20 protein-coding genes are annotated in these 25,286 nt (G+C 52.0%); 11 read left to right on the top strand and 9 right to left on the bottom strand.

What is annotated here, in order from left to right; all coding sequences use genetic code 11:
* Positions 1 to 18: 18 nt before the first annotated feature.
* The 4 genes from ABJV08_RS07735 to radA are packed head-to-tail and all read right to left on the bottom strand — an operon-like array spanning position 19 to position 4,121.
* Entirely contained in the window at positions 19 to 1,767 is a 1,749-nt protein-coding gene (locus ABJV08_RS07735; RefSeq protein ID WP_348040667.1) for a monovalent cation:proton antiporter-2 (CPA2) family protein, read from the bottom strand.
* A 21-nt stretch (positions 1,768 to 1,788) separates the two neighbouring features.
* The gene (locus ABJV08_RS07740) at positions 1,789 to 2,226 is read right to left on the bottom strand and encodes an iron-sulfur cluster assembly scaffold protein (RefSeq protein WP_348040669.1); all 438 of its coding nucleotides are present in this window, start codon (positions 2,224 to 2,226) and stop codon (positions 1,789 to 1,791) included.
* A complete protein-coding gene (locus ABJV08_RS07745; protein WP_348040671.1) occupies positions 2,223 to 2,747 on the bottom strand; it encodes a CvpA family protein in 525 nt (174 codons plus the stop codon). Before ABJV08_RS07745 ends, ABJV08_RS07740 begins: the two co-directional genes overlap by 4 nt.
* A gap of 9 nt (positions 2,748 to 2,756) precedes the next feature.
* Positions 2,757 to 4,121, bottom strand: a complete 1,365-nt coding sequence (radA, locus tag ABJV08_RS07750) for a DNA repair protein RadA (protein WP_348040673.1) — start codon at positions 4,119 to 4,121, stop codon at positions 2,757 to 2,759.
* Positions 4,122 to 4,232: 111 nt separating this feature from the next.
* Here radA and ABJV08_RS07755 point away from each other — a divergent pair, with 111 nt between their 5' ends.
* The gene (locus ABJV08_RS07755) at positions 4,233 to 6,584 is read left to right on the top strand and encodes a patatin-like protein (protein ID WP_348040675.1); all 2,352 of its coding nucleotides are present in this window, start codon (positions 4,233 to 4,235) and stop codon (positions 6,582 to 6,584) included.
* Here ABJV08_RS07755 and ABJV08_RS07760 read toward each other — a convergent pair whose 3' ends face one another.
* From ABJV08_RS07760 to ABJV08_RS07770, 3 genes are all read right to left on the bottom strand, one after another.
* Positions 6,585 to 7,532: an MBL fold metallo-hydrolase gene (locus ABJV08_RS07760; protein ID WP_348040677.1), complete on the bottom strand. Its 948-nt coding sequence runs from the start codon at positions 7,530 to 7,532 to the stop codon at positions 6,585 to 6,587.
* 39 nt (positions 7,533 to 7,571) lie between these two features.
* Positions 7,572 to 8,180, bottom strand: a complete 609-nt coding sequence (locus ABJV08_RS07765) for a DUF6445 family protein (RefSeq protein WP_348040678.1) — start codon at positions 8,178 to 8,180, stop codon at positions 7,572 to 7,574.
* Between the two features lie 331 nt (positions 8,181 to 8,511).
* Positions 8,512 to 9,525 (bottom strand): serine hydrolase domain-containing protein, encoded by a 1,014-nt coding sequence (locus ABJV08_RS07770; RefSeq protein WP_348040679.1) that lies wholly within the window; start codon positions 9,523 to 9,525, stop codon positions 8,512 to 8,514.
* Positions 9,526 to 9,947: 422 nt separating this feature from the next.
* Here ABJV08_RS07770 and ABJV08_RS07775 point away from each other — a divergent pair, with 422 nt between their 5' ends.
* Entirely contained in the window at positions 9,948 to 10,946 is a 999-nt protein-coding gene (locus ABJV08_RS07775) for an alpha/beta hydrolase (protein WP_348040681.1), read from the top strand.
* Between the two features lie 76 nt (positions 10,947 to 11,022).
* On the opposite strand, the gene ABJV08_RS07780 is transcribed toward ABJV08_RS07775, so the two are convergent.
* The gene (locus ABJV08_RS07780; protein ID WP_348040682.1) at positions 11,023 to 12,078 is read right to left on the bottom strand and encodes a nucleotidyltransferase family protein; all 1,056 of its coding nucleotides are present in this window, start codon (positions 12,076 to 12,078) and stop codon (positions 11,023 to 11,025) included.
* A 151-nt stretch (positions 12,079 to 12,229) separates the two neighbouring features.
* Here ABJV08_RS07780 and ABJV08_RS07785 point away from each other — a divergent pair, with 151 nt between their 5' ends.
* On the top strand, positions 12,230 to 13,315 hold the full coding sequence (locus tag ABJV08_RS07785) for a putative 2OG-Fe(II) oxygenase (RefSeq protein WP_348040684.1): 1,086 nt from the start codon (positions 12,230 to 12,232) through the stop codon (positions 13,313 to 13,315).
* A complete protein-coding gene (locus ABJV08_RS07790; protein WP_348040686.1) occupies positions 13,308 to 13,934 on the top strand; it encodes a sulfotransferase domain-containing protein in 627 nt (208 codons plus the stop codon). Before ABJV08_RS07785 ends, ABJV08_RS07790 begins: the two co-directional genes overlap by 8 nt.
* Here ABJV08_RS07790 and ABJV08_RS07795 read toward each other — a convergent pair.
* Positions 13,915 to 14,607: a 2OG-Fe(II) oxygenase family protein gene (locus ABJV08_RS07795; protein ID WP_348040688.1), complete on the bottom strand. Its 693-nt coding sequence runs from the start codon at positions 14,605 to 14,607 to the stop codon at positions 13,915 to 13,917. The genes ABJV08_RS07790 and ABJV08_RS07795 overlap by 20 nt on opposite strands.
* 138 nt (positions 14,608 to 14,745) lie before the next feature.
* Between ABJV08_RS07795 and ABJV08_RS07800 the strand changes: the two genes are divergently transcribed.
* The 7 genes from ABJV08_RS07800 to ABJV08_RS07830 all read left to right on the top strand — a co-directional run bounded on the left by ABJV08_RS07800 (position 14,746) and on the right by ABJV08_RS07830 (position 25,285).
* Positions 14,746 to 15,060 carry a PqqD family protein gene (locus tag ABJV08_RS07800; RefSeq protein ID WP_348040690.1) on the top strand — a complete coding sequence of 105 codons (315 nt, stop codon included), beginning with the start codon at positions 14,746 to 14,748 and terminating at the stop codon, positions 15,058 to 15,060.
* A 140-nt stretch (positions 15,061 to 15,200) separates the two neighbouring features.
* Positions 15,201 to 15,617, top strand: coding sequence for a lasso peptide biosynthesis B2 protein (locus ABJV08_RS07805; RefSeq protein ID WP_348040692.1), 417 nt, complete (start codon positions 15,201 to 15,203; stop codon positions 15,615 to 15,617).
* Between the two features lie 62 nt (positions 15,618 to 15,679).
* Positions 15,680 to 17,494, top strand: a complete 1,815-nt coding sequence (locus ABJV08_RS07810; protein ID WP_348041265.1) for an asparagine synthase-related protein — start codon at positions 15,680 to 15,682, stop codon at positions 17,492 to 17,494.
* Positions 17,495 to 17,536: 42 nt separating this feature from the next.
* A complete protein-coding gene (locus tag ABJV08_RS07815) occupies positions 17,537 to 17,686 on the top strand; it encodes a hypothetical protein (protein ID WP_348040694.1) in 150 nt (49 codons plus the stop codon).
* A 544-nt stretch (positions 17,687 to 18,230) separates the two neighbouring features.
* Entirely contained in the window at positions 18,231 to 18,737 is a 507-nt protein-coding gene (locus ABJV08_RS07820) for a hypothetical protein (protein WP_348040696.1), read from the top strand.
* Positions 18,730 to 20,151 carry a sulfatase gene (locus ABJV08_RS07825; protein ID WP_348040698.1) on the top strand — a complete coding sequence of 474 codons (1,422 nt, stop codon included), beginning with the start codon at positions 18,730 to 18,732 and terminating at the stop codon, positions 20,149 to 20,151. Before ABJV08_RS07820 ends, ABJV08_RS07825 begins: the two co-directional genes overlap by 8 nt.
* 382 nt (positions 20,152 to 20,533) lie before the next feature.
* Positions 20,534 to 25,285 (top strand): hypothetical protein, encoded by a 4,752-nt coding sequence (locus ABJV08_RS07830; RefSeq protein ID WP_348040700.1) that lies wholly within the window; start codon positions 20,534 to 20,536, stop codon positions 25,283 to 25,285.
* The last annotated feature ends 1 nt before the right edge of the window (position 25,286 follow it).

Below are 25,286 nucleotides of genomic sequence, written 5' to 3' on the forward strand. Positions count from 1 at the left end.
CATCCTGCGGACGGAGACTCAGGTTTTTTTAGAAAAATCGGTTCCAAATCTAAGTTCGCCGCCGGCAAACATATCACCACCAGAATTCATCTGCGCCTCCAGTCGATCGCAATCGCGCTGACGGAATTCTTCATCGACTTCATCGATCAGACTGTCATCGATATCAATGGCATACATCGCCTGTTTGGCGAGATGGATCGCGGATTCAAAGAGCTCCCGCTTCATTCCCACTATACCCACTCCCTTGAGCGCAATCAGTTGACGGCGGTCATAAACTCGGGCGAATAATTTTGTTTCGGGAAAGGATTGCACAATTTCACGGGCTCGTTCGGGACCAAATTCTTTGTCATCCATACAGAAGATTATGGCATCGGCTGCTTGAGCACCTGCGCGACGAAGAAGGTCTACCCGAGTGCCATCACCATAGAAGACTTTTGCTCCAAATTGCTCATGAATATCTATCTGCTCAGGCTTGATATCAATCAGCGTCAATGGAATTTTCGCAGCCAACAGCAATTGAGAGACAGTCTGTCCAAAGCGCCCCTGTCCAACAACAATAACCGACGCTCTATCGGCGTTTGCAGGATCATCCAGATTTGCGCTCGTTCTGCTTCCCCCTTCACCAAAACGCCTTGCGAGCAACATCAAAAAAGGCGTCGTGGCCATAGACACGGTAATGACTGCTCCAAACAGGCTGCTCGCTTCGGGCTCTATCAAAATGGCTTTTTCGGCTTCGGCAAAGAGCACGAATCCAAATTCTCCGCCTTGGCTAAGCAGCATACCCATGGCCAGCGCAGGGTTGGTATCCATGCCGAATAGTTTGCCCAATCCAAAAATAATCGCGATTTTGACCGCCACCAGTGCAAAGGCCGCCCCAACGATGAAACCGGTATTTTCGACGACGACGTCGAGGTCCAACATCATACCCACGGCGAGGAAAAAGAAGCCGAGGAGCAACGACCGAAACGGATCAATATCCGCTTCCAGTTCATGCCGATATGGCGAGTTGGCAAGCATCACCCCTGCGATGAAAGCACCCAAAGCAGGAGAAAGTCCGATAAAGTCCATCAGAGCAGCGCTGCCGCACACGGCCACGAGTCCGGCGACGATGAACAGCTCGCGTTCGGCGATCCTGCCGATCACCTTCAGCAAAGGCTGCAGAAGATATTTACCGGCCGCAATAAGACCGCCGATGGCGATTATTCCATATATCGCGGTCAACCATCCTGATTGTCCGTCACCTTCCTGAGGTGCCCGCGACAGCGCGGCGATTATCGTCAGCAAGGGTATAATGGACAGGTCTTGAAAGAGCAGGATTGAAAACGCTTTTTCTCCTGACGGCGTGTTCAATCTGCCGGAAGATTGCAACATCGGCAGCACCTGAGCGGTTGAAGAAAGCGCAAGAGGCAAGCCGATAGCAATCGAAGCCGCCAGCGTGAAATTGGTGGTGGCCATGATGAGCAGAAACAGAGAGATACCGCACAACACGACCTGACTCATACCGAGTCCGAATATCGCTTGCCGCAAGCGCATGAGTCTCGCTGGAGCAAGCTCTAGACCAACGATAAACAGCAGAAGAATGATCCCGATTTCAGAGAATTCGAGAATTGCCTCGGCATTGCTGATCAATTGAAAGCCATGCGGGCCAATCAAAATTCCGGCAATCAAATAGCCGAGGACCGCACCAATACCAAATCGGCGAAACACCAACACCATGACCAAAGCGGCGCCAAGCATAATGAAACCGCCTAGCAGCAAGTCGCCCATATGCGTTTCTGTTTCCAAAACTTAAGCGGCCTTTCGTTCGGCGGCATCCGCCAAGGCCGCGACCAAGGCATCATAAGGGAGCAGAATAGCTGCGTGGCGCCCCTTATGTTCTCTGGCCGCTTCCAATTTATCCATATTCTGCCAGTCGCCGGGGGAGTCTGCCCTCTTATCGAAAAAGGCATGCAACCCGGACTGTGCTTTGACAATATCAGATTGGGTCCGGCCGATTGCCTCTGCCCCCAATATGGCAGCCGAAGCTTGACCCAAAGCGCAAGCGCTGATGATCATTCCCAATTCTGCAATCTCGCCATTGTCCGACACGATTACATCTGCCGCGACAACGCTGCCGCAAGTCCGAGAACGAAGCTCGGCGCTGCCATCTGGCTTTTCTAGTCGCTGCTGATGCGGGATTGAAACTGCAAGACGCAAGATGTCCCGCGTGTATAGAGCTGCGCTCATTCGGCGACCTCCGCGCCATCGACTGTCGATTTCCTGCGTTCTTGCACGAAATCGACCATGGCATTGCCACTCGCGTTGAGAAGCGGAAAGGTTCGTGATTCCGAAAGCCAAGCCGGCCTTTCGGTCTCTGGGCCGTAGATTGTGTCATAAATCAACACTGCCAGCAGATAGAGCAATGTAGCCCCGATGAGTCCTTTGATCATTCCAAAGCCAAAGCCCAGCACCCGATCAATGGGACCCAATATGGATTTCCGAGATCGAGCGCCGATAGATTTCGCGATCCATCGGCCCAACGCATAGGTCACAATAGCGATCGACGCGAATGCGAGAACCGAAGCACCGCTCTCACTTCCCACTGGGCCGATCAGACGGTCTGTTACTGGCAGATGCAGTGTTCGCACGCCAACAACGACCAATATCCAAGCCGCCAACGACAGCGCTTCCTGGACAAACCCTCTCAGGAAGCCAAGGACTGCAGCTCCGCCCATCAAAACCAGTACAAAAATATCAAAACCCGTCATGAGTTCTAGCTAGTCACGGCTAAGCATATGGTCAACGAGATTGGCGAGTTTTGCAAATTGTAGTTTCTTCATTGTGCCGCCGCTTTTCTCACCAGATGAAGGCAAGAGTGCGCGGTCGAAGCCAAGTTTAGACGCTTCTTTCAGGCGGAGCGGCGTTCGGGACACCGGTCGAATCTCTCCGGACAGCGCAATTTCGCCAAATATCACAGCGTCACTGGGCATCGGTCGTTCGGCATGCGCTGAGATTAACGCCGCGGCGACAGCCAGATCGGCCGCCGGGTCTGTAAGCCGGTAACCGCCCGCAACATTCAGATAAACCTCAGCCCCTGAGAAACTGAGGCCGCAGCGTGCTTCCAGCACCGCCAATATCATCGCCAACCGCGAACTATCCCAACCGACCACAGATCGCCGTGGGGTCGCCCCGCTCGCCAATCTGACGGTCAGTGCCTGGATCTCCACCAGCACCGGACGCGTGCCTTCCAAAGCGGGGAACACAGTGGCGCCGGTTACTTCCTCTTGGCGGTCTGTCAGGAACAGCGCCGATGGATTGGATACTTCTGTGAGCCCCGCCTCTTCCATCGCAAAAACGCCAATTTCATCCGTTCCGCCAAAGCGGTTCTTGATGGACCGCAAAATTCTATATTGATGGCTCCGCTCGCCCTCGAAGCTCATCACCGTATCGACCATATGCTCCAAGACGCGCGGACCAGCAATATTGCCGTCTTTGGTGACATGACCGACGAGCATCACCATCGTGCCATGTTCTTTGGCAAATTTAATGATCTCCTGTGCCGATGCACGGACCTGGCTTACCGTTCCCGGAGCCCCTTCGATCAAATCGCTGTGCATGGTCTGGATGGAATCGATTACCACGAAATCTGGTGCATCGCGGCCCAAGGTGGTAAGGATATCGCGAACCGAAGTTGCCGAAGCCAGCTTGACCGGGGCCTTGCCCAATCCCAGCCGCCTGGCGCGCAACCGGACCTGATCGGCCGCTTCCTCGCCTGAGATATAGGCCACTGAAAGTCCAGCCTCGGCCAAGCGCGCCGACACTTGCAACAAGAGCGTAGATTTCCCGATGCCGGGATCGCCGCCCATGAGCGTAGCCGATCCAGCAACCAAGCCACCGCCCACTGCGCGATCAAATTCGGCGATGCCGGTCGTCCGGCGCTCCGGCAGCGCTATCTCACTATCCAATCCAACCAGACGCACTTCCCGACCGCCGCTTTGCAAATTATGCTTGGCAGCAAAGACAGTGTCCCCCGCTTCTTCAACCAGCGTGTTCCACTCTCCGCAATCTCCGCACTGGCCTTCCCAACGCGGGGCAATCGAACCGCAATTTTGACAGACGAACTTTTTCTTACTTTTGGCCATGCCTTCCATCTAGCAGAACAAACAAGGAACGCTAGGAAAATTTGAAGACCGGACAGTAGTTTGCGTGGATTGCTGCTTGCACCCTTCCCCCCATCCTGTAGTTAAAAACCCATGCGACAGAAAGAGCTCCGACTGGCCTTGATCTGCTATGGCGGCGTTAGCCTCGCCATCTATATGCACGGCATAACCAAGGAAATCTGGAAACTGGCGCAAGCCAGCCGGGATTTTCATGATGGCGCGCGTGTAGACCAATGCAGTCGCGGAATATATTTTGATATTTTGGCATGGCTGGAGCAAGAGACCGGCACGAAGCTTAGAGTGTTGCCCGATATTATATCGGGAGCCAGCGCCGGCGGTATCAACGGTATATTTTTGTCGCAAGCAATCCTCTCGGGCAAATCGCTCGACCCTTTGACCGACCTGTGGCTGGACACCGCTGATGTTGACAAGCTGCTCGACCCCGATGCCCGCCCGCTCTCCCGTTTCTCCAAATTCTGGGCAGAGCCAATCGCATGGATGGCGCTGGGCCGCAAAGGCGGTGCGGTTGAGCAGACCGTATCCAAGGAAGCCCGCGAAGAAGTCAAAATGAAACTCTCCCGTTTTGTCCGGGCACGCTGGTTTGCTCCGCCGTTCGGAGGCAAGGTCTTCAGCGGCCTGATCTGGGATGCGCTCGCAGCGGTCGAGGCAACCGAGCGCGGACCGCGACTTTTGCCACCCGGCCAACCGCTCGACCTGTTCGTTACCGTGACCGATTTTGTAGGACATCCAGAGAAGCTGCAACTGCACAGCCCGCCTGAAGCGCTCGAGATGGAGCATCGCATCACCATCGGGTTTTCGACCCGGGGCAAGAATGACGGCGCGATTGCCGATCCCGCGGAGCTGACATTCGCCGGTCGCGCCACTGCCAGCTTCCCGGGTGCTTTTCCGCCATTCACGGTGCGAGAGCTGGATGAGCTTTTGTCCGACCATCACTATGTCTGGGGAGGACGGTCAGCGTTCCTCAAACGTATATTGCCCAATCAATATCGCGCCGGCACGGATGAAGATACCGTGCTCATCGATGGATCCGTTCTTGCCAATGCACCCTTTGCGCAAGCGATCGAGGCTTTGAAAAATCGACCAGCCAAACGCCAGGTCGACCGGCGTTTTGTCTATATTGACCCGCGCCCGGATCTTGACCTCGCCAAAAGCGACAGAGCCACTCAACGCCTGCAAGCGGCTCAGGAGGAAGAGGGAGAAGCACTGCCCGGCTTCTTCTCTACAATTTTCGGAGCCATTTCGAACATTCCCCGCGAACAGCCAATCCGAGACAATCTCAATGCAATCGCCGGACGATCCAACCGCATCATCCAGATGCGCTTGATCACCGAGAACCTACGGGGCGAGGTCGAGCAGCATGTGGAGAGTCTCTTCGGTCGAACCTTTTTCCTCGACCGGCCGACTGCCCCTCGCCTGGCGGCCTGGCGGCGCAAGTCACGCGACAAAGCCGCAAAGCTCGCAGGATTTTCTTATAGCGCTTACGGTCACCTCAAACTGGCCACCGTGATCGAAGACATCGCCCATACTGTGCGACGCTCCAAGTCCGATCCGAACTCGCACAACCACCCGGGTTTGCGCAGCGCATTATGGGCCGAGATACGGCGCCTCGGCCTCGATAATATCGGTCAGAAAGGCGGCGGGCCGACCAAGCTGGCGGCAGATTTTTTCCGGCAGCATGATCTCGGTTACCGCGTCCGCCGGCTCCGGTTCCTTGCCAGGCAACTGGCCGAGGATCTCGATAGCGCTGATCCCGCCGACTATGAAGTCATGGAGGTGATGCACGACGTTATCTATGACTGCCTTTCACTCTATATCGAACGCGAGACGATCGACTATCTCGGCGATGATTTTGTTTCCCTTGCCGAAGGCGCCGAGGAACATCCCGGGGCGATGCTGGATGCGCTCGCCAAGGCCCGCGACTTGTCCGCAGCCGATGCCATCGTCGATGCCAAGCTGGCAGAAGCCATGGCGGTGATTCCGAAGGTCGAGAAGCGTTCTATGCTGCTCGCGTTCCTTGGCTTCCCCTTCTATGACGTTGCCACCCTGCCCTTGCTCCAGGGAGAAGGCCTGGACGAATTTGATCCGATCAAAGTCGATCGCATCTCTCCTGAAGATGCCAAGACGATCCGCAAAGGTGGAGTCGCAGCGACATTAAAAGGCATTGAATTCAATAACTTCGGTGCTTTTTTTAGCCGCACTTACCGGGAGAATGACTATCTCTGGGGCCGCTTGCATGGCGCTGACCGGATGATCGACATCATCCTGTCGACCGTGCCCGATGCCAAGCGGCCGGGTGCCGACGCGGTGCTGGGATTCAAGAAGACCATCTTCCACAAAATCGTCAATGAGGAAGAAGGCCGGTTGACCAAAATCGCACCATTGATCGCTTCTCTGCGCTACGAAATCGAGAATGCAACCCTCTGATCATTGGCGCTCGTCATGGGCGTGTACAGGCTTTTGCAGGCTTCGATAAACCGCCTCCACAAAGGCATCACCCTTTATGAAAGCCTTTGGATTGATATCCCATTGCTGTACCGGTTTCATAGCCTGCACATCCGTCAATGATTTGCCCTCGCCTTGTGCTTTTTCCACGGCAGCAATCACCGTCACCAACATATCGCGATAGGCCGCCAAATCCGCCTTGGTCGCCATCGGCCCATGGCCGGGAATGATCTGCGTCTCGTCATCCACCATCGTCAAAGCCTGTTCCGCTGCCGCCAGAACACCGCGCACATTGCCACCGCTTTTCAGATCAATGAAAGGCAGACTCATCTTGTTGAAATAGAGATCCCCCATATGCAGCACGTTCGCCTTCTTCCAGAACACAATGCTGTCACCATCGGTGTGGGCGTGTTTCATATGTTTGATATGCACTTCGTCACCGTTAAGATGCAGTTTCAACCCATCATGATAGGTGATCGTGGGCAACGCCTCTGCCGGTGATGCCGGATCATTGCCGCGCCCCGATTTCTGGATGCCGAGCATGCGTTCGCGGACGTGATCATGCGCCATGATCAGCGCGCCAGCCTTGCCAAAATTTTCATTGCCGCCGCTGTGATCGCCATGCCAATGGGTGTTGATCAAATAAGCCACAGGTTCAGCGCCAAGATCGGCAATAGCTACCTGAATTTTGGGTGTCAGCGGCGCGAACTGGTCGTCGATCAACACCGTTCCATCGGGCCCGTAAGAAACGCCGATATTGCCCCCTGCCCCGAACAATACGGCAATGCCGTCACCCAATGGCTGCGCCTTAATCTCAACAGCGGCAAAACGGTCGGCCTCTTGTGCAATGCTCTGCGAACAGGCCGACAGACCTAATGATGTGGTCGCCAGCAGGGCAAGACCGAAAGTTGCTTTGAAGTAGCTGCGCATGGGAAAATCCTCCTTGAGGCAAAAAAACCTTCTAACCGATCATATATCTTTGGCAAAGAACATCAGATTCACCAGACGACCATCCTGCGGCGTCTTGCCGAATGCCATCCCGCTATTGTGGAACATCCAGGGGCTAAACAGGATCAACCGGTTGAAGCGCATCGGCACGGTCATCACCTTCGCCCATTGTGCCGGGTGGTTGGTGTCCTTGTTCACGACATCTTCGATCAGCGCATTGATATCGTCATAGCCCGCCTTACGGATCGCTAGCGGATCAGTCGGCACGCGCTCCAGTCCCGTGCGTTTGTGGCGAAAAAACTCGGTTCCGCCTTTGCAATCTTCCGGCAGTGAAAGATAGAGAATGCCGGAATAGAATGCCGGATCAATATGCACACCGCTGCGCCCTTTGTCCCCTTTCAGAGTGACCCGGCAATGCAAGTGGCTAGTGTTTTCTGCTGCCTTTACAGGGACATTGATAATGTTCTCGATACGCGCATTCAGTCCCTGAATGTCGAGCGGCTTGGTTGAAATATGGCCGGGATAATTGCCATTCTTGTTATCCGGATCATAGTTGAGCGCCAACGCCGCGTTGCGCGCCGCTATCGGATCCGCAATAAAATCGTCAATAATGAGCAGAGACGGCAACATCAAAAATTTCTCCGGCAGAGTCGCAGGCCAGATACAATCATAAGCCCGATGACAAATTGTGCCATAGCTTCGTTCATATTGCGAGCGGTTAAGCTGACGAACTTTACAAAGTTTACAGGGTTAAAGAAAGAATGCCCTGCTCTCCCTCGAATGCAAAAAACGTCATGCAACCCATTGGCAAGACATAAGAATGAAGAGGAAGAAAATCCGGCAGCCATGGTGGAACCCTATCATAGGTCACCGGCTGTAGGACATAGATTTGTTGCGCAACAATGGCAGACATTTCGTGGGGGACGCCATTCTCGGCAAGCCGTTTTCTGGATTGCGTCTTCTATTTGCCGAGAGCCTGCAAAATCAATGGCTGAAGCTCTTGTTCTATTGCTATGGCGACCGGAGCAGAAGCACGGGCACCGTCGCGCGCAATAAGAGCGAAATAGCCGTTACGCCGGTCAATCCAAGGTGTCCAGCCAAAGGAACCCGGGCTGGAATAGATTTGGGCATCGGCACATGATGGGACGAAATTGGCCTCGTCACATTCCAACCAGGCACCAAATGCATAATGCCAGTCGCCCCCGGCGCCGGCGGGCCGAGAGAGGAATTCGACAGCGCTAGTATAGTCTTTAAAGAAAACATCGGGCTCTGCCATCAGGCTGCCATCGAGCAATGCTCTTAGGAAAAGTGCATAATCAGAGGCATTGGAAAAAGCGCCACCGGCCGCCCTCGGATTGCTGGCGCTGGGCGTCGCAAATCTTGTAACTTGGCTAAAGCCCAGTGGATTGGCTACTTCACGGCGGAAAATGTCATTATAGGACAATCCGGTCGCTTGTTCCGCCATTGCAGCCGCCACATGCATATGATGCGGGCCATAGTAGAAACCAGTGCCGGGGTCCGAGCCCAGGCCAGAGTCATAAATCTGCTGGACACATTGCAGGATCGTGATCGCACCATCGCCAACGCAACTGACGGTGTTTGGCTCTGCATTGAAACCCGATGTGAAAGACAATAGTTGCTCGAGCGTGATTTGCGATCTTTGATCGGATGGGTCGCTCGTCCAGAAGGACAGATAATCCTGCGGATTGTCCGACAGATCCATAAGACCTTTGTCGACCAGTCGCATGATCGTGGCGCCGGTATACCATTTTGACGCCGAGGCTATCAGGACATTGTCTTCAAGACGATAATTGCCTTTCTCATGTTCGAACAAGATGCCGTTTGCATCGCCAATGATGACAGCAAAGTCCGGATCATTGGACGATTCTATCGCATCGATAACGGGTTGGAAGTCGTTGGGTGCAGGCGCAGGCGTTGGCGGCGTGGTTGGCGGTGCCGGTGTCGGCGCTGGCATAGAAGGTGGTAGCGACACAGGAGCGGGAGCGGACGAGGAATCCCCACCTCCTCCGCAAGCAGATAGGGCCAAAGCCATCCCGATCCCAGACAGTGACGATATCCCTCGGAAAATTTTCATAAACTGCTTCTCAAAATCATCATCATGCCTTCACATATCGAGCGCTTCTATCGTCAAAACGCACGAAGACCAAAAACCCTTCGCGCTTTTCATGAATTATTCGAACAACGGGGCTCGAGCGGGTCTGCTGAACCGAAGACTGTCTATAGAAACTTGCTGAAATTTATGATGTCCGATCGCAAGATATTGCAAACGCAACGCTAATATCCGCTTTGGATGCAAAAGCGGACATTCGGAAAACAGGTTAGACAGGTGTAAGGCCGTTCGTTAGCTTGCAGCGTTTGATGAAGGAACAGATCAATATGCCCGTCTCACAAACCATCTCTAAGGCGCTATGGGCACTCGCGATCTCATTGATCGGTTGGTCAAACATTTCCAATGCCCAAACGCTAGCGGCCAACGTTCAAAAAGATGTTGTCTATGGGCATGGCAGGGTAGATGCTTCGGGCGCAAGTCGCTTGAGACCGCTGTTCTTCGACGCTTATCTGCCAAATCAAACAGCCGCGAATGAAAAGTCCCATCCAGCGATTATCCTCGCGTTCGGCGGTGCATTTCATCGCGGCGGAAAGGGAGATTATCAATTCTCCGAAGACGGCGCGAGTGATTCATCGATGGCGGATTATTGTCAGGCTCTTGCTAAGCGCGGGATTGCCTGTTTCTCGGTAGACTACCGCCTGACTCCGGAAGACCCCGCCTTTCCCAATGGACTGGATCAGACCAATCTCATGTCAAAGAAGCTCTTGAGCAGCCCAATTGTGACGGGTCGGGTGGAAACTGTTCGCCAGCGGATGGGCTTGCCACCGCTGGACGATCAATCTCGTGAACAATTGTGGAATGCCACTTTTGCAGCAGTGGAAGATTTGGAAACCGCGCTGGAATATATCCGCAACAATGCCGATCGTTATGGGATTGACCCTGATCACATCGCTGTCGGCGGATTTTCGGCGGGTGCCATGACGGCGATAAATCTGGCCTATGGCAAAGGATGCAATGTTCAGGCGGTGGTTTCCCTGTCTGGAACGAGTTGGGGTTACGATCTCAACAAAACCGTTTCAGGGAAGCTCCCCCCGCTTCTGATTGTTGCCGGCCAATGGGATCTGGCTGGCATCAGACAAGGTAGTGCCAGTATCACAAAGTTGTTTGCTTCTAGGAATGTTCCCACTTCTCAAGCATGGGTTCCGGGCTTTGGTCATTTCTATCCAAAAGAGGCTCCGAGTTTATCATCGCAGTTCGACAAAGTGTCGGTCATTGATCGGATCGTTCAATTTCTGGATCGCAGCTTGCGCCCTTCTGTCGATTGAAACAGCGGCAGAAAAAAGATTCGAAGGGCATTAGCGATTATGGCTGCAGACAATGACCGTGATTGCGGATTCAACATTATAAAAATCGGAAAAATGGCTTGATCAAACGCCGGGGGCCGGCCTGCCAATAATTAATCCCGCCATCGTACATATACCAGTCCGCAAATGGATATCCCGCTTGTTTTACTTCGCGCGGGGAACCGGACAACATTTCGGAAAACGCCGCAAGCAGCTCTTGAGATTTTGAGGTTTCAATCTGACGAGCTAAGGTTATCCAATCCTGTGGCAAACTGTTTGGGAAAACGGCATCAATAAATTCAACGCTGGCCGATACCGCACTGAGGCTATGGTAAGTGCGTGCCAAGTCAGCCATATCATTGGCAGAAACACCTGATGTGCGGGCGATCAGGACCAAATCCAGAATCCATTTGAGCGATGCCCAATGGCAATGAGCTCCATGCATAATCAAATAGAAAACATAAAATGGGTTGGTAGTTTGCGGGGTCCCCGAATCTAGAACACTATCCATAAATACAGTGCTGAAATTGGCAGGTTCCGACTGAAGGAGTCTACTGTGAAGCTCTATTTGCTGGTCAAAATCTGGGTCATAGAGAGAGGTGTCTTTCGCAGCCCACATTTCATACCGCGCCAGCTTATTCGTCTTTCTTGACCTTTTCGCTTTGGCGATAAAGCCAGCATCCGAAAGAGCTTGCAAGGCACTAGTGCTATCTTTCTTGCGGATCAAAATATCTATGTCTTTGGAAAACCGGGCGACCGGATTGGCGTATAATTGTTCAGCCAGCCCTCTCCCTTTCAGTTCAACATAATGAAGTTGCGCATTGATCAGAATATTGTGAATCCTGCTTCGGACTCGCTGCTGCTGGGCGGCCTGCAAACCTGCATGTCGGTAACTATCGTGCAAGAATTTCTCGCTAGCGGAAGTCGCTTCGATTTGTCCAGACTTCAAAAGACTGTAAAGGATCGGCGCAATACGGTGTCTTTTCCCAGCATGAATTGCCACTTCCTGACTGATTGGCGGCAAGGAACCGGTCGCTCCCAAAATCAGTTTTTCCCGCAAGATATCGGCCAAAGATTTCGTGAGCGGGTTTTCAATCATGGCTTCGCTACTCATCTGTTGCTTTCAAAATGGATTACAGCGATTTAGCCTCGACCATATTGATCAAACCCGATAAGCTTTCTATCTCATGATTCAATGGCAAGCAATCAAACCTAAGCCGGATGTGCATATTCGGAAAGCTGCCCTTGAAAAGTTTTTGCGGCGGATGCCCGATCGGCTAGACATTCGATTGAAACTAGCTGAACAGCATCTTTATCTGGGAGAGACAGAGGCTGCCTTTGATCTGCTCGAAGCCTCCTTGCCTGAAACTCAAAATGATCCTGATTGGCTGGCTGTCTTTGGAAAAACGTTACGCGCTCTAGGTCGCAATGAATTGGCTCAGGAATATCTATTGCGGGCATGGAAACGGGGTGTAACGGAAGCGGGCCTCGATCTTGCCAAACTATTGGGTGGAAGAGATCAATGTGATGATGCGATATCGATCTGCTATTCATTGCTAGACCGAGACAGTACAAATTTTGCAGCAGCTCAAATGCTGTGCAGAAATCTAATCGCATCGGGTCAATGGGAGAAGCTCGAACAATGGACGTCCGCTTGCTTGCAAAATGGCCAATGGAATGCAGTATTGCCTTCAGCGCTAGCCTACACGGCTCGTGGAGATGAACATAACGGGTTGATACGCGAGCTTGTCGAGGTGGATCAATATCCAGTCTGCATTCAAAATTTCACCGGGTCTGCCACTCACGACAAACTTTGCGAAACCCTGTTGAATCATAAAGCCCGTTCCAATTTTCCAACTATCTATGCGGGTAAGGGATCAGGCCAGCGCATCGATAGAATATCCGATATTGGGATCGATCCGGTAACCGAAATATTTGAACGCATTAAGATAGAAGTTGGGAATTTTGGACAACTCCTTGCCGACAATGTGGCTCCCCCGGCTGTTTCCAATATCCCCGAAAATGCTACAATAGAATCTTGGGGCAATATTTGTGTCGACGATGGTCATGAAGATTGGCACTGCCATCCGGCTGGATGGTTGAGCGGTGTTTATTATCTGGATGTTCCAGAACTATCCGACAAACCTGATTTGGCCGGGCAGATTGAATTTGGCCCCCTCATGCTGGACACAGACAATACGCTCGATACCTGGCCGAAGAAACGGATAAGACCCGAAGCTGACATGCTGCTCCTTTTTCCCTCCTATTTTGGTCATCGCACCTATCCGACTGGCTCCAATTATCCCCGTATTTCCATAGCCTTTGATATCGTACCCAATTCCAATGGATAGGAAAAAGGAACAGATTGTTGTTTCCGGTTTGCCACGCAGCGGGACGTCCTTGATGATGCAGATTCTGGAAGCAGGCGGCATTGAAGCTTTCACAGACGACATAAGGTCAGCGGATAATGACAACCCTCGGGGTTATTTCGAGTGGGAAGAGATAAAGAGAATTGGGCAAGACCATCGCATTCTCGAACTGGTGGTGGGAACAGGGAAAGCGATTAAGGTGATTTCCACATTGCTTCCAAGGCTCCCAAAAGCACATCACTATAAAATCATTTTTGTCCAAAGGGACATTGATGAGGTCGTCCGGTCGCAGCAGAAAATGCTGTCCGCTCGCGGCGAACCGACTGACATTGAGAGTTTGGCAGAAACGACAGTGCGGCTAAAGAACCATAATGACCAGATCTTGCAATGGATGCAAACGGCTCGTCATTTCGAAAGTTTGATTGTGGACCATCGCCAGCTGATCAAAAGTCCGGCACATGAGATACAGAAAATCATCTCTTTTTTAGATCGCGATATTGCGTCGGAAGCTGGTTCGATGGCAGCCGTCGTTGATCCGAAGCTCTATCGTAACAGATCAAAAAATAGCTTGGTCACCCGATTTACTTCTTGGCTTCGTTAAGGAACCAGCCGCTCATTGTGTCGCGTGCGAAACCTTTGGACTGAATAGTCAGTTCTTCAATGTAATGCTCTTTGTTCTGGGTAACGTCGAAGAGGATCAGACTGTTATAATTTGGCTCAAGATGTTCTTTGAAACCATCGGATCCGACCAGCGTCAATTGACCTCCGAATTGCTTGTGCCAGTCGCGGCTCAGATAAAGAATATACGCAATCGTTCTGGCCCCTGATCGATCATGATGGGGGCGAAGGTAATGACCAAGCTTAAGTCTGTGCACACGGGACCGGGTGACAGACGAGATAGTTTGGTCGGTGACATCTCTTACAAATGCACAAAATTCATCGGAGGACAGAAACTGCCTTAGCTTCAAAAATGTCAAATTTTCTTTGCCGAATTTCTGCCCTTTGCTGCCGGACATCATCTCATAGTGAAAAAACCGGTTTTCTTCCTCGGCGTTCAGCCAGCTGTCCCGATCGACCACATGCCCCCGCGTTTTGTGCAGGCCATAAACCGATCCGAATTCGGTACCGGATGTGAGTAACCCGCTTACGGTGTCGGCAATATGGTCAGGAAGAACGTCTTCAATTTGCACCATCCGCAGCGGATGCGAACGATAGCGCTGACCGAATTCTGCAATGCGTTCTGGAGTCATTTGTGAAAGATAAGGTTCAACCATTACCTTTCATATCCAGTGTCCAATTGATAAGCCAAGAGGTTATTCATCATCGAGCAATTTTTCGGCAATCTACTTGCTTGACACCGGTCGTTCTCAACCATAGTTCGAACGAATATAGACATCTCACAAGGGACATTCATGTCGGAAGAATCGAACGAAACGAGCGGCGACATGTCTGCTGGAAAAATAACAATTTCAGAAAATGCGCTGCTTGAAGATATGGGTGAGGAAGCGGTCATTTTGAATATCAACAATGAGCGCTATTATGGTTTGGACCGAAACGGCATCAATTTCTGGACTTGGTTGAAAGAAGAAGGCGATGTTGACAAAGCGCTGGCCCGAGCAGTCGAAGCCTATGATGTTGATCCCGACATATTGAAAAAAGATCTTGGTGTCTTTGTTGTGGAGCTGAACAATGCAGGCCTGTTGACTTTTGATCAGGTCGACAGTTGAGCAAAGGGGTCGCATTGCGCGGCGAACAAGGGATGCTTGTTGGATATCCTGCCCATCTGGTTCACGAAAACACTCCGGTTCTAGCTGGCCAGCGATGTGCAATCGTTTCGCGGTTTTTGGAACAACGAACCTAACTGCTCGTGCCAGTATCCCGGATCACTGTTCTGCAATATATTGTACTGGTTCCCATTACTGAATTGTGTCTGCGAACCATAGGGTTGAAGTCGACATGGCAGGCATTGAACGCGACTACCAACAACAAACCTCAACGTTCAAATGTTCCTCGATCCGAAGTCCTGCAAAGCCTTGCTAGCCTCAAACAAGCAATGCAGATCACGCCGATGGAAAACAAATGTCTGGCCAGGTCTCTGGTTTTTTGGTGGCAGCTGAAGAGAAAAGGAGTGAACGCCACACTGAACATAGGCGTGAGCAAGAAGAAAATATTCAAAGCCCATGCTTGGCTCGAAATTGATGGTCAGATCCTAAATGCTGGTAAGCATGTCCGCGAAAGATACAAGTCGATCGCCCAGTTTGAGCAACCGAAAGATATGACATGAGCGGAATTTGCGGATATTTCCGCTTTGACGGGAATCGGTTAGAAAACCGGGTTTTGGCCGACATGATTTTCCTGCTCGAAAAGCAAGGACCCGATGATCAGGCCTATTGGCAAAATGGGCCCATCGCGCTTGGTCATACGTTGCTGAAAACAACTCGCGAATCCATAAAAGAGTCGCAGCCATCGACACTGGACCGCGCAGTCTGGCTTACAGCAGATGCGCGAATTGACGGGCGCGCTGAACTCATTTCAAAAATGCGCGGCAAAGGCGCAACCATCGAACAATCGGCAACTGACGATCATTTGATTTTGCATGCTTACACGCTTTGGGGGTTAGATTGTCTGGATCATCTCGTTGGCGATTTTGCTTTCATATTATGGGATGAAAGGTTGAAGCGGCTATTTTGTGCAACCGACCATATGGGTGTCTGCCCACTCTATTATGCTCAATTGCAAGGTGGTTTTCTGATCAGCAACAACGTGAGCGCAATAAGGGTGCATCCAGACGTTTCGGATGCTTTGAACGAACAGGCCATTGGCGATTATCTATTGTTCCGGATGAACCATACGCCTGACAGCACAAGTTTTCGCGATATTCAAAAACTGCCTCCAGGCCACAGCCTTCAAATGGATCAAAGTAAGTTGAAGGTGCAGCAATATTGGACCGTCCCGGAGCCCAATTACCAAAGACGATCCCATGCGCAGTATCTGGAAGAGTTTGGTGATATTTTCAAACAATCTGTTACCGATAGAATGCGCGCAGATGCTGCTGGGACTCATTTAAGCGGGGGCATGGACTCCACGTCTATTGCCGCAGTACTTGGAAACCTGAAAGATGAAGGTCAGGCGGAAAGGGTGGAAGCTTATACCCATGTACCATCGGTCGACAGCCTAAGCCTTGAGAAGCCTTTTGCGGAAAAGGTTGCTAGAAAGCTGAATCTGCCTTTGACTGTATACAAAGGCAGTGACGAGGTGTTGGTCCCTGATATTGATGACATTGCTGACTTGCCACCAGAACCGAGTTTTGCGCACCGTCATTCGCCCCGGTTTGATATTTTCTCTGATAGCGCCAGCAAAAGTCCTGTTTTTTTTGCGGGCTATGGTGGCGATCCACTAATGATGCCTACTCAAGGTTACTGGGGCGATTTGTGGAAATCGGGCAAGGTCGGGCTGTATTTGTCAGATGCCATGAAAAACTGGAAATTTCATCGCCAACCTCCACCCACATTCATAACCAGGATGAAACGGAGTCGAAAAAAGAGTGCGAACGCCATTAGCCGCCAACCTCTTCCAAACTGGCTGAAAGGTGACTTTGTCAAAAGTTCCAATTTGGAGGATCGCTACAACCGGCTTCGTGGCAGTGCCAGTGTAAATCAGAATGCCCGCATCGATATGCAAACACATCCTCTGTGGCGGCGCGTTTTTGAATGGCATAGCCCAGCCTATTCGTCTTTACCGATGAAGGTAAGATTTCCTTTTTTTGACATTAGACTGATCGAATATGGTCAGACTATCCCGCCATATCCGTGGTTGCACCGCAAGTTTTTACTCAGAGAAATCATGAAAGGCCAACTGCCAAACGAAATACTAGTGCGTTCAAAAACCGCGCTTCCGGGCAATCCGATGCTCGCCAATATCGAAGAATATGGTGAACCAGACTGGCAGCGATCCATTCCTGATCCGGATCATATTGGCGATTTTATAGACCTCAATCTATTCTTGGAAAATGCACTTGATTTTGATAGATTGACGTCAGCGGACACAAAAGGCATTGTTCGGGTTGTTACGCTAAATCACTGGCTCAACCGATATCTCCAACTTGCTGCTTATGTTGAGAAAAATCGTGTTAGCCTAGAAAAATACAAATGTCGTACATAGTGGTAAAGACACCGAAAGAAGATAGATTTAAGGGGAATGAACATGGCAGAAAACGAAAACAAAATTGAAGCCGAAGCTTACAAAGCTCCGCATCTCGAGGATTATGGCCCGGTCAGTGAACTCACCGACACAATATCCGGTGATACGGGAGACGATGGCGGATATCCGTCCTACACAGCAAGCGTTTTTTAAAAAAAACACCTCCAAAAAAAGGCACCGGAGCTTATGGCTTGGTGCCTTTTCTATGTGATGAGCAAATGAAATGGTATTGGTTTACGGAGCGTATGGCCTAAATATTCGGTCTGACGTGCCTATTGATTTCCTAGCGCCTGCCGAATCAGATGCTTCCATAGATGTGGACGTCTGCTTCCAGTTAGATGGCGATACCGATAGTGATTTGAGAGCCGCTCCATGGAAGAAGACATATCCTTCTCCTGATGCACCTGAACATGGTATTGAGATTGCCGAACATGCGGAGCAGCTAAAACTGCTGTTCAGGCGTGATTCCGACAGTGCGCTGGAATTTATAGTATCCAGAGACGGCTCAAATGTTTGTCTCCTACGACCGGACCCTATTCCTCAAATCGATGCGATCTCTTTTTTCATTGGCCCAGTATGCGGAGTGATATCCCGCTTGCGCAAGAAGAGTTGTCTTCATGCCAGTGTGCTGAAACTGGATGGGCGCGCATTTGCGTTAACTGGCGATAAAAGAACGGGAAAATCAACAACGTCGGCTATGCTCACCAAATGTGGCGCATCGCTGGTTGCCGATGATATCGCTGTTGTGAACCAAGAAGAAGGCCAGTTCTGGGTGCAGCCCGGCTATCCATTCATGCGACTGGCCCAGCCCGCTATAGAACTGACCGGGCGTAACCTGTCGGAATCCAGGGAACTTCTGTCGATTGGCGAGAAACGATATGTAGCGGCGCAAGATGAAACCAGCGGTGCATTTCCGCACAAGCCTCAGTTACTGGATGCCGTATATATCCTGTCTGGGCGCGAGGTAGAGGACGCCGCTTTTCATATCGAACAGCTTAAACCGCACACAGCGGCGCGTATTCTCAACAGCAATAGCTATGGCAAATATATGATGGATGATGAGATGCGCCGGCAGGATTTTTCTCTGTTCGCGGAATTCGCTCGCGAAAAACATAGTCGCGCGATCAGGCGGCCGGATAATCTGTCGCGACTTGAAGAGTTAGCAAATTTCATTCTTGATGATTTCCGAACAATCCATGGCTGAGCAAAGCGAACGTCCCAATATTATCCTGTTGTCGGTCGATTGTTGGCGTGGGGATCATATTGGACTGCAAGATGGCTCTGCTACAAAAACGCCGAATATTGATAAATTTGCCCGTCAGGCTACTTGGTTTTCCAACCACTATACCTGTGGTGGCTGGACCAAAATAGCGATGACTGCGCTTTTCTCTTCTACATACTCATCTCAATTTAATTTTGCTCAGGGAAAAATTGAGAGCGAGCGGCCAATGCTGGCGGATCAATTGCAAGCAGCAGGTTATAAAACGATCGGCATTACTTCAAATCCGGTATGCGGGGCCGCACAAGGGTTTGATCGTGGTTTCGATGAGTTTGTTGATATTCAACCAGTTGTAGAAACCAGCCTTGTCGACCGGATTTTTGCGCTCCGGGGTTCCGGTATCTTCTTGAGTAGACGGCTGGTCCGCAAGTTTCTTTCCCTAGTCGGCATGCATCCGGATCCACCAAGACCAGCGTGCAATGCCGGCGAAGTCATCAATCAAGGTCTATCGAGGCTGAAAGAAAGTCATGACAAGCCGTTTTTTCTCTGGCTGCATTTTATGGATTTGCATTGGCCGTATCAGTCGGCGCAAAGACCGAAAACCAGCGATGAAAAGGAAGCGGTTTGGAAAGACCGGATTCTGTGGAAAAATAATCGTAGTTGCCGAGGACAGTTTGATCCAGGGCCGGAACGCAGCGAACGTTGGAAGCAGCTCTACCGCGAAGAATTGGAAGAGATGGATCGGCATTTTGGGAATTTGTTCGACGCGCTATATGAAATGGAGAACTGGGAAAATACTCATGTTGTTCTGACTAGCGATCATGGCGAAGAGTTTTTCGAACATGGCACTTGGGCGCATAGTTGGAATCAAATGCACAAAGAAGGTGCCCACGTGCCGCTGATTGTCCACAAGGCAAAGACACAGCAAGTCCCCAATGTGGCAAAAACGGTCAGCCAAATAGATATTGCTCCCACCATTCTTGATCTAGCCGATGTGTCCCAGCCGCAGTCTATGCTGGGACAAAGCCTAACAGGCAGCCTTGCGAACCAAAATGAAAGTGAACAAAGACCGGTTTACAGCGAGATGCATGGACATCGAAATTCGACGATCTACCGACTCTCCATCATCCATGACGGCTATAAATATATATATGACGGTGATCGCGATTGTTGCTTCTTATTTGAAATATCCAAAGACCAAGATGAAAGACACGATATATATAACAAGGATGATTCCGTCTCCCGGCGTTTCGATCAACTGAGACTAAAGCACGTAAGCACAGGCTTTCTGAACATATTGAGATCCAAAAATCCAGTGATCGGCGAAGACATTTTATATGACATAGATGCTGATCCGAAAGTGGTCGAAAGACTCCGGGCGCTGGGCTATTTAGACTAATATGCTGGAGTTCCGGTTGGATGATATCAGCGACAGATAAAGGTTGGCCGAGAGTTCGAAACCACTAGCCCCTACTTTCAATTGCAGTGTCCGCTTTGGGCGCAAAGGTGGACTTTTTCCATTGGTGTTTCAAAATTGGCAAACAGCACCTATCGGGCCCAACACCCTAAACTAATTCAGGGTTCCAACAGCCTTAGTTTTACATAGAATTACCCCCACGTCGGCCTGAACATCAGTGCTGGCGGGGAGGTTTTTCTGTGGCTGCGATATTGGTTCGTCCGGCATTTAGGCAAGCAGAGCTTTGATTTCCCAATTTACCGAAACGACCAAATCTTGGTCGCGGACCGCAGATGGTCCGGTTCAACTAGATGGGGCAGTTATCATGATCGCATATTCCAAAACGCGCAGCTTAAAGTCCAAGACCGCAACATTGACCTGTCTCAGCTTGAGCGCGGCTTGGCTGGTTGCGGCACCGAATATTGCTCTCGCGCAAACCACCACACCAGATAGTATAATAGTGCTGCCCGGCGACCCTGATGACAGACTCAAAATCGAGAATGATACTCTGGGTGGTGGGTCGATCGGCAATGGAGATGTGTTCACTGAAGAGGAACAGGAGGAGCTCGAACGGCAAATCCGCAAGGTTGCGCTGGGCGTTCGCTCGCAGGAATTCAAAGAACAGAAAATTCAGGATATTATCGCAGGGGCGTTGCGAACCAAAAATATTGACGTCAACCAGAGTGGGTCTGGTCTTGGCAGTGTCTTCGGCCCGTGCGTGCAACAATTTGATCCTATCACGGATTCCCTGGCGATTACAGCCAGCAGTCTGGGACTCGCGGGCGGCATCGCGGAGGCCGCCGGTTCTATCCTAGGCGTGCTAGGATCAGAGACGCCGGGCGTCGTCACCCAACTGGTCGGTGATGGCATCGGCCTCGGAAATGATATTCTCAGTACTTACGTCAACACTCTCGACTTTTGCAGTTCGACTTTTACCGGCACTGTGACTGGCCTTGCGAACGCCAATTTTGGGCAGGGCGTATCAACATTTGGCGGTGCTATCACTCTCGGCAACCCAGATGGGGAATCCTATCAAGCCGGGATCGCCCTGGGCGGCGGTGCCGTTGGTGGAGCGGGTACAGGCGGTGTCTTGGCGCGTAGCGTGACCCAGAGTTCGATCGCGATCGGCAATGCGTCGGTGGCCGAGAATGAAGCAGGCCTAGCGATAGGCAATGCCGCAGCTTCCTTAGCCGTCGCCGCGACTTCTATCGGTGCAAACTCGCGCGCCACTGCCATCGAAACGACCGCACTGGGCACAGGAAGCAATGCCTCGGAAGCGCAATCGACTGCTCTGGGTAGCTATTCAGAAGCAAGCGCAGCCAATGCTGTGGCAGTCGGTAGTCTTGCCCGCGCGCAGGGCGTCCGGTCGGTCGCAATTGGCCAAGACAACCAGGCTGGCGGAGAAGACAGTATCGCTCTTGGTTATTTTAGCGCCTCGACGGGAGATCGTGCCATATCGATCGGCCTGCTTTCAGGCGCGGCGGCTGGCAATGCAGTTGCAATCGGCGTGGAAGCCCAATCTTTGGGTGTGAATTCTCTCGCCTTTGGGGCGGCGGCCCAAGCTGCTGCCGCAAACTCTATCGCTGCGGGCCGGAGCGCCAATGCGCTTGCTGTGCAGGCTATTGCCATTGGACAAGATGCGCGGGCAAGCGGAGAGGGCAATGTCGCCGTTGGAGCTGACAGTTCGGTTGGTGGTGAAGGTTCAACTGGGATCGGTGAAGGTGCGACGGTATTTTTGCGGGGCGGTGTTGCGGTCGGTGCAGATTCATTCTCCGGTGGCATTGATGGTATAGCTGTAGGGCGAAATTCTATAGCCGGACAGTCAACTGTAGCCGTGGGTGCCAGCGCTACGGCCAATCAGAACGGCGCTATAGCGATAGGCAGCTTTGCGGAAGGCGAAGGTCAAGGAACGGTTGCTGTTGGCAATGGAGCAGGAGCCGACAAGCTGGGGGACATATCCGTCGGTCTGGCCAGCTCTGCGAGCGGCGGGGTATCCATTGCTCTGGGGCAGCAAGCACGCAGCTCGGGCTTGGCTTCATCCGCATTGGGTGCAGAAAGCGAGGCTGCCGGCAGCGGCAGTGTGGCGCTGGGTAGTGGTTCTCAGGCAAATGAAGATAATATTGTTTCGGTGGGATCGTCCTTGATCAAACGCCGCATCACCAATGTTGCAGCCGGTATCGTATCGAGCGATGCTGCTACAGTTGGGCAGTTGAACGCCGCGGTTGCCGGTGTTGTCCAAGGCAAAACGCCATATGTGAAAATCAACAGTGCTGGCGCACCAGCGGAGGCGACAGGAATTGAAGCGCTTGCAATCGGTGGGAATAGCAACGCCAGTGGTGAAAATGCAGTTGCCATTGGCAATGGTGCAACGGCAGAAAATGGCGCCGCGGTGGCGATCGGGCTGGATAATAATGCCAATGGTGATGGCGCGGTTGCGATCGGTGACCCTAATCTGGCGACAGGCGAAGGCGCTGTTGCCATCGGTAAAGACAATACCGCAACGGGAGATGGTGCACTGGCGTTGGGTGATAGCAACACCGCCAACGGCGATGCCGCAATAGCCTTGGGGCAAACCGCGACTGCAAATGCAGCAGGATCTCTTGCCTTCGGTGGCCTGTCCAACGCCCTGACTGTAAATTCGATAGCCATTGGTGTGGAATCGCTTGCGCAAGGTGCCCGAAGTGTCACGCTTGGCTATCAAGCATCAGCGCTCTTTGACGATTCTGTGGCGATTGGTTCTGGTTCGGTCACAAATGCAGCAAATACTGTTTCCGTCGGTGCGGCTGGCGCGGAAAGACGGATCACAAATGTCGCGGATGCCACGGACTTGAGCGATGCCGTAACCCTTAGTCAACTGACCACCGCAATAGCGGGTGTGGGCGTCGGAGGCGGGGGCTCCAATCCCTATCTAGAAGTCAATAGTACAGGCGCCAATGCCGACGCATTGGGCGCCGACGCGATTGCGCTTGGTGGCGACAGCGTGGCCACTGGCGAGGTGTCGATAGCCATTGGTGCTCAAGCAACAACCACCGCCGATACCAGCATAGCCATCGGCAGCGGGGCACAAGGCAATGGCATAAACGCTCTAGCCTTGGGAACCGCAGCACAGGCAAACGCTCTTGAAAGCGTTGCATTGGGTGGTGGATCAGTGGCTGATGAGGCGAATAGTGTCTCTGTCGGTTCGGCAATCATAAAGCGGAAGGTCACAAATCTGGCCGCCGGAACCAACGCTACCGATGCTGTCACGGTTCAGCAATTAACGAGCGCTGTTTCAGGGATATCCAGCAGCGGAAGCCCCTTCTTCACCTACAAGGACAGTGATGGCCGAGCGCCCGCAAACGCATCCGGCAATAGATCCTTGGCAGCAGGCGGTGGCGCAAGGTCTACTGGAACGGATTCAACCGCGATTGGCGATCTTGCCGAAGCCAGAGGGGCTATCTCGGTTGCTCTCGGTGCTCTGACCGAAGCCGTTGGGCAGCAGTCCCTTGCTGTTGGTACAGCGGCAGAAACAGACGGATTGGGAGCAAGCGCAGTCGGCGGATCGGCTAAAGCGGAGGGTCGGGAATCGACGGCCGTGGGTTACAGAACCGAAACTTCCGGGCGGTCGACCACCGCGGTTGGAGCCACCAGCATGGCTATAGCCCGCGAAGGCACCGCCATAGGTGCAGAGGCCTTTGTGAACGCGCGCAATAGCATCGCAATCGGCTTCCAATCGCGAGCGGTTGAGGTGAATACGGTTTCCATCGGTGCGGTTGGCAACGAACGCAGGCTCGTCAATTTGGCCGATGGCGTGAATGGTAAGGACGCTGTCAATCTCGGCCAGCTTGACGTGGTCCGTAATCTCGCCAACACCGCCTTAATCCAAAATACAAACCAGGATATTGCGATTGCCAATGCAGCGACGCTAGCCCAAAATGCAATTGATCAGAATGTGGCACAAGACACGCAGATTAATGCCAACACGGCTGGAATTACCGCCAATGCAGCGACCAATGTCGCGCAGGATTCATTGATCGCCAATAATACAACATTAGCGAACACCGCTATTGCTGCCAGCGCTGCCCAAGGACAGGCAATTCAGGACAATGCGGATGCGATCGTGCAAGTTCAGGCGGACAATAGCGCTCAAAATAGTCGGATCGATCAACAATCTGTCCGGATCGCCGACAATAGCAGTCGTGTGGACACAGCGCTTGCGCAAAATACAACACAGGATTCCGCTATTGCGGCTAACGCATCCAGCATTTCTACCAATGGGGCACAGATCGCACAGAATGCTACGCAAATTAGCATCAATAACCAGATCGCCAACAACGCTTTGTCGCAAGCAAATACGGCGCTTGCGCAAAATGTGATTCAAGACGCGGCGATTGCCACCAACGCTTTGGACATTTCTGACAATAGCACGCAAATCGCGCAAAATTCTGCACAGATTGCGTCGAGCACGGCAACGGCCAATACCGCGCTGTCACAAGCGAATACCGCGATTGCTCAAAATACTGTCCAAGATGGCGCGATTGTAGCAAACACGACGAATATCTCTGCAAATAGCAGCCAAATTGCGCAAAATGTGACACAGATTACGACCAACAGTTCCGATATTTCGAACAATGTCATACAAATCGCGCAAAATTTTGCACGGATAAACACCAACACATCAACGTCCAATACAGCTCTGTCGCAAGCCAATGCTGCCATTGCGCAAAATACGCTTCAAGATCTGCAGCTGGGGGTCGTCCGTGATTTGGCGAATACCGCTTTGGGGCAAAATGTCGTGCAGGACGAACGGCTGGATAGGCTGGAAAACGGTGTGGGCCGTCTCGGAAACGCAGTTTCTCAGGTAGATCGCAATGCAAACGGGGGTATTGCAGCGGCGCTTGCCTTGGGCGGAACCTATATGCCCGCAGACACCACTTTTGCGGTGAATTTCAATCTGGCAACTTATCGCGGAGAACAGGGTTTCGCTGGTTCGGTTGTGGGCAAGGTCTCCGACCATGTCTATATCACCGGCGGGATTTCCGGATCGACTGTTAAAGGTTCTACGGGCGGACGGGTCGGCATTGCCTTTGGCTGGTAGA

Origin of the sequence: Parasphingorhabdus sp., assembly GCF_039982395.1 — a bacterium.
Lineage (GTDB): Bacteria > Pseudomonadota > Alphaproteobacteria > Sphingomonadales > Sphingomonadaceae > Parasphingorhabdus.

Excerpts from the sequence above, each read along its gene's own strand:
- radA (WP_348040673.1), bottom strand. The coding sequence starts at position 4,121 with ATGGCCAAAAGTAAGAAAAAGTTCGTCTGTCAAAATTGCGGTTCGATT.
- ABJV08_RS07795 (WP_348040688.1), bottom strand. The coding sequence starts at position 14,607 with ATGGTTGAACCTTATCTTTCACAAATGACTCCAGAACGCATTGCAGAA.
- ABJV08_RS07815 (WP_348040694.1), top strand. The coding sequence starts at position 17,537 with ATGGCAGAAAACGAAAACAAAATTGAAGCCGAAGCTTACAAAGCTCCG.
- ABJV08_RS07830 (WP_348040700.1), top strand. The coding sequence starts at position 20,534 with ATGATCGCATATTCCAAAACGCGCAGCTTAAAGTCCAAGACCGCAACA.
- ABJV08_RS07780 (WP_348040682.1), bottom strand. The coding sequence starts at position 12,078 with ATGAGTAGCGAAGCCATGATTGAAAACCCGCTCACGAAATCTTTGGCC.
- ABJV08_RS07810 (WP_348041265.1), top strand. The coding sequence starts at position 15,680 with ATGATTTTCCTGCTCGAAAAGCAAGGACCCGATGATCAGGCCTATTGG.
- ABJV08_RS07765 (WP_348040678.1), bottom strand. The coding sequence starts at position 8,180 with ATGTTGCCGTCTCTGCTCATTATTGACGATTTTATTGCGGATCCGATA.
- ABJV08_RS07775 (WP_348040681.1), top strand. The coding sequence starts at position 9,948 with ATGCCCGTCTCACAAACCATCTCTAAGGCGCTATGGGCACTCGCGATC.
- ABJV08_RS07820 (WP_348040696.1), top strand. The coding sequence starts at position 18,231 with ATGCTCACCAAATGTGGCGCATCGCTGGTTGCCGATGATATCGCTGTT.
- ABJV08_RS07770 (WP_348040679.1), bottom strand. The coding sequence starts at position 9,525 with ATGCCAGCGCCGACACCGGCACCGCCAACCACGCCGCCAACGCCTGCG.
- ABJV08_RS07785 (WP_348040684.1), top strand. The coding sequence starts at position 12,230 with ATGCCCGATCGGCTAGACATTCGATTGAAACTAGCTGAACAGCATCTT.
- ABJV08_RS07735 (WP_348040667.1), bottom strand. The coding sequence starts at position 1,767 with ATGGGCGACTTGCTGCTAGGCGGTTTCATTATGCTTGGCGCCGCTTTG.
- ABJV08_RS07745 (WP_348040671.1), bottom strand. The coding sequence starts at position 2,747 with ATGACGGGTTTTGATATTTTTGTACTGGTTTTGATGGGCGGAGCTGCA.
- ABJV08_RS07755 (WP_348040675.1), top strand. The coding sequence starts at position 4,233 with ATGCGACAGAAAGAGCTCCGACTGGCCTTGATCTGCTATGGCGGCGTT.
- ABJV08_RS07760 (WP_348040677.1), bottom strand. The coding sequence starts at position 7,532 with ATGCGCAGCTACTTCAAAGCAACTTTCGGTCTTGCCCTGCTGGCGACC.
- ABJV08_RS07790 (WP_348040686.1), top strand. The coding sequence starts at position 13,308 with ATGGATAGGAAAAAGGAACAGATTGTTGTTTCCGGTTTGCCACGCAGC.
- ABJV08_RS07800 (WP_348040690.1), top strand. The coding sequence starts at position 14,746 with ATGTCGGAAGAATCGAACGAAACGAGCGGCGACATGTCTGCTGGAAAA.
- ABJV08_RS07825 (WP_348040698.1), top strand. The coding sequence starts at position 18,730 with ATGGCTGAGCAAAGCGAACGTCCCAATATTATCCTGTTGTCGGTCGAT.
- ABJV08_RS07740 (WP_348040669.1), bottom strand. The coding sequence starts at position 2,226 with ATGAGCGCAGCTCTATACACGCGGGACATCTTGCGTCTTGCAGTTTCA.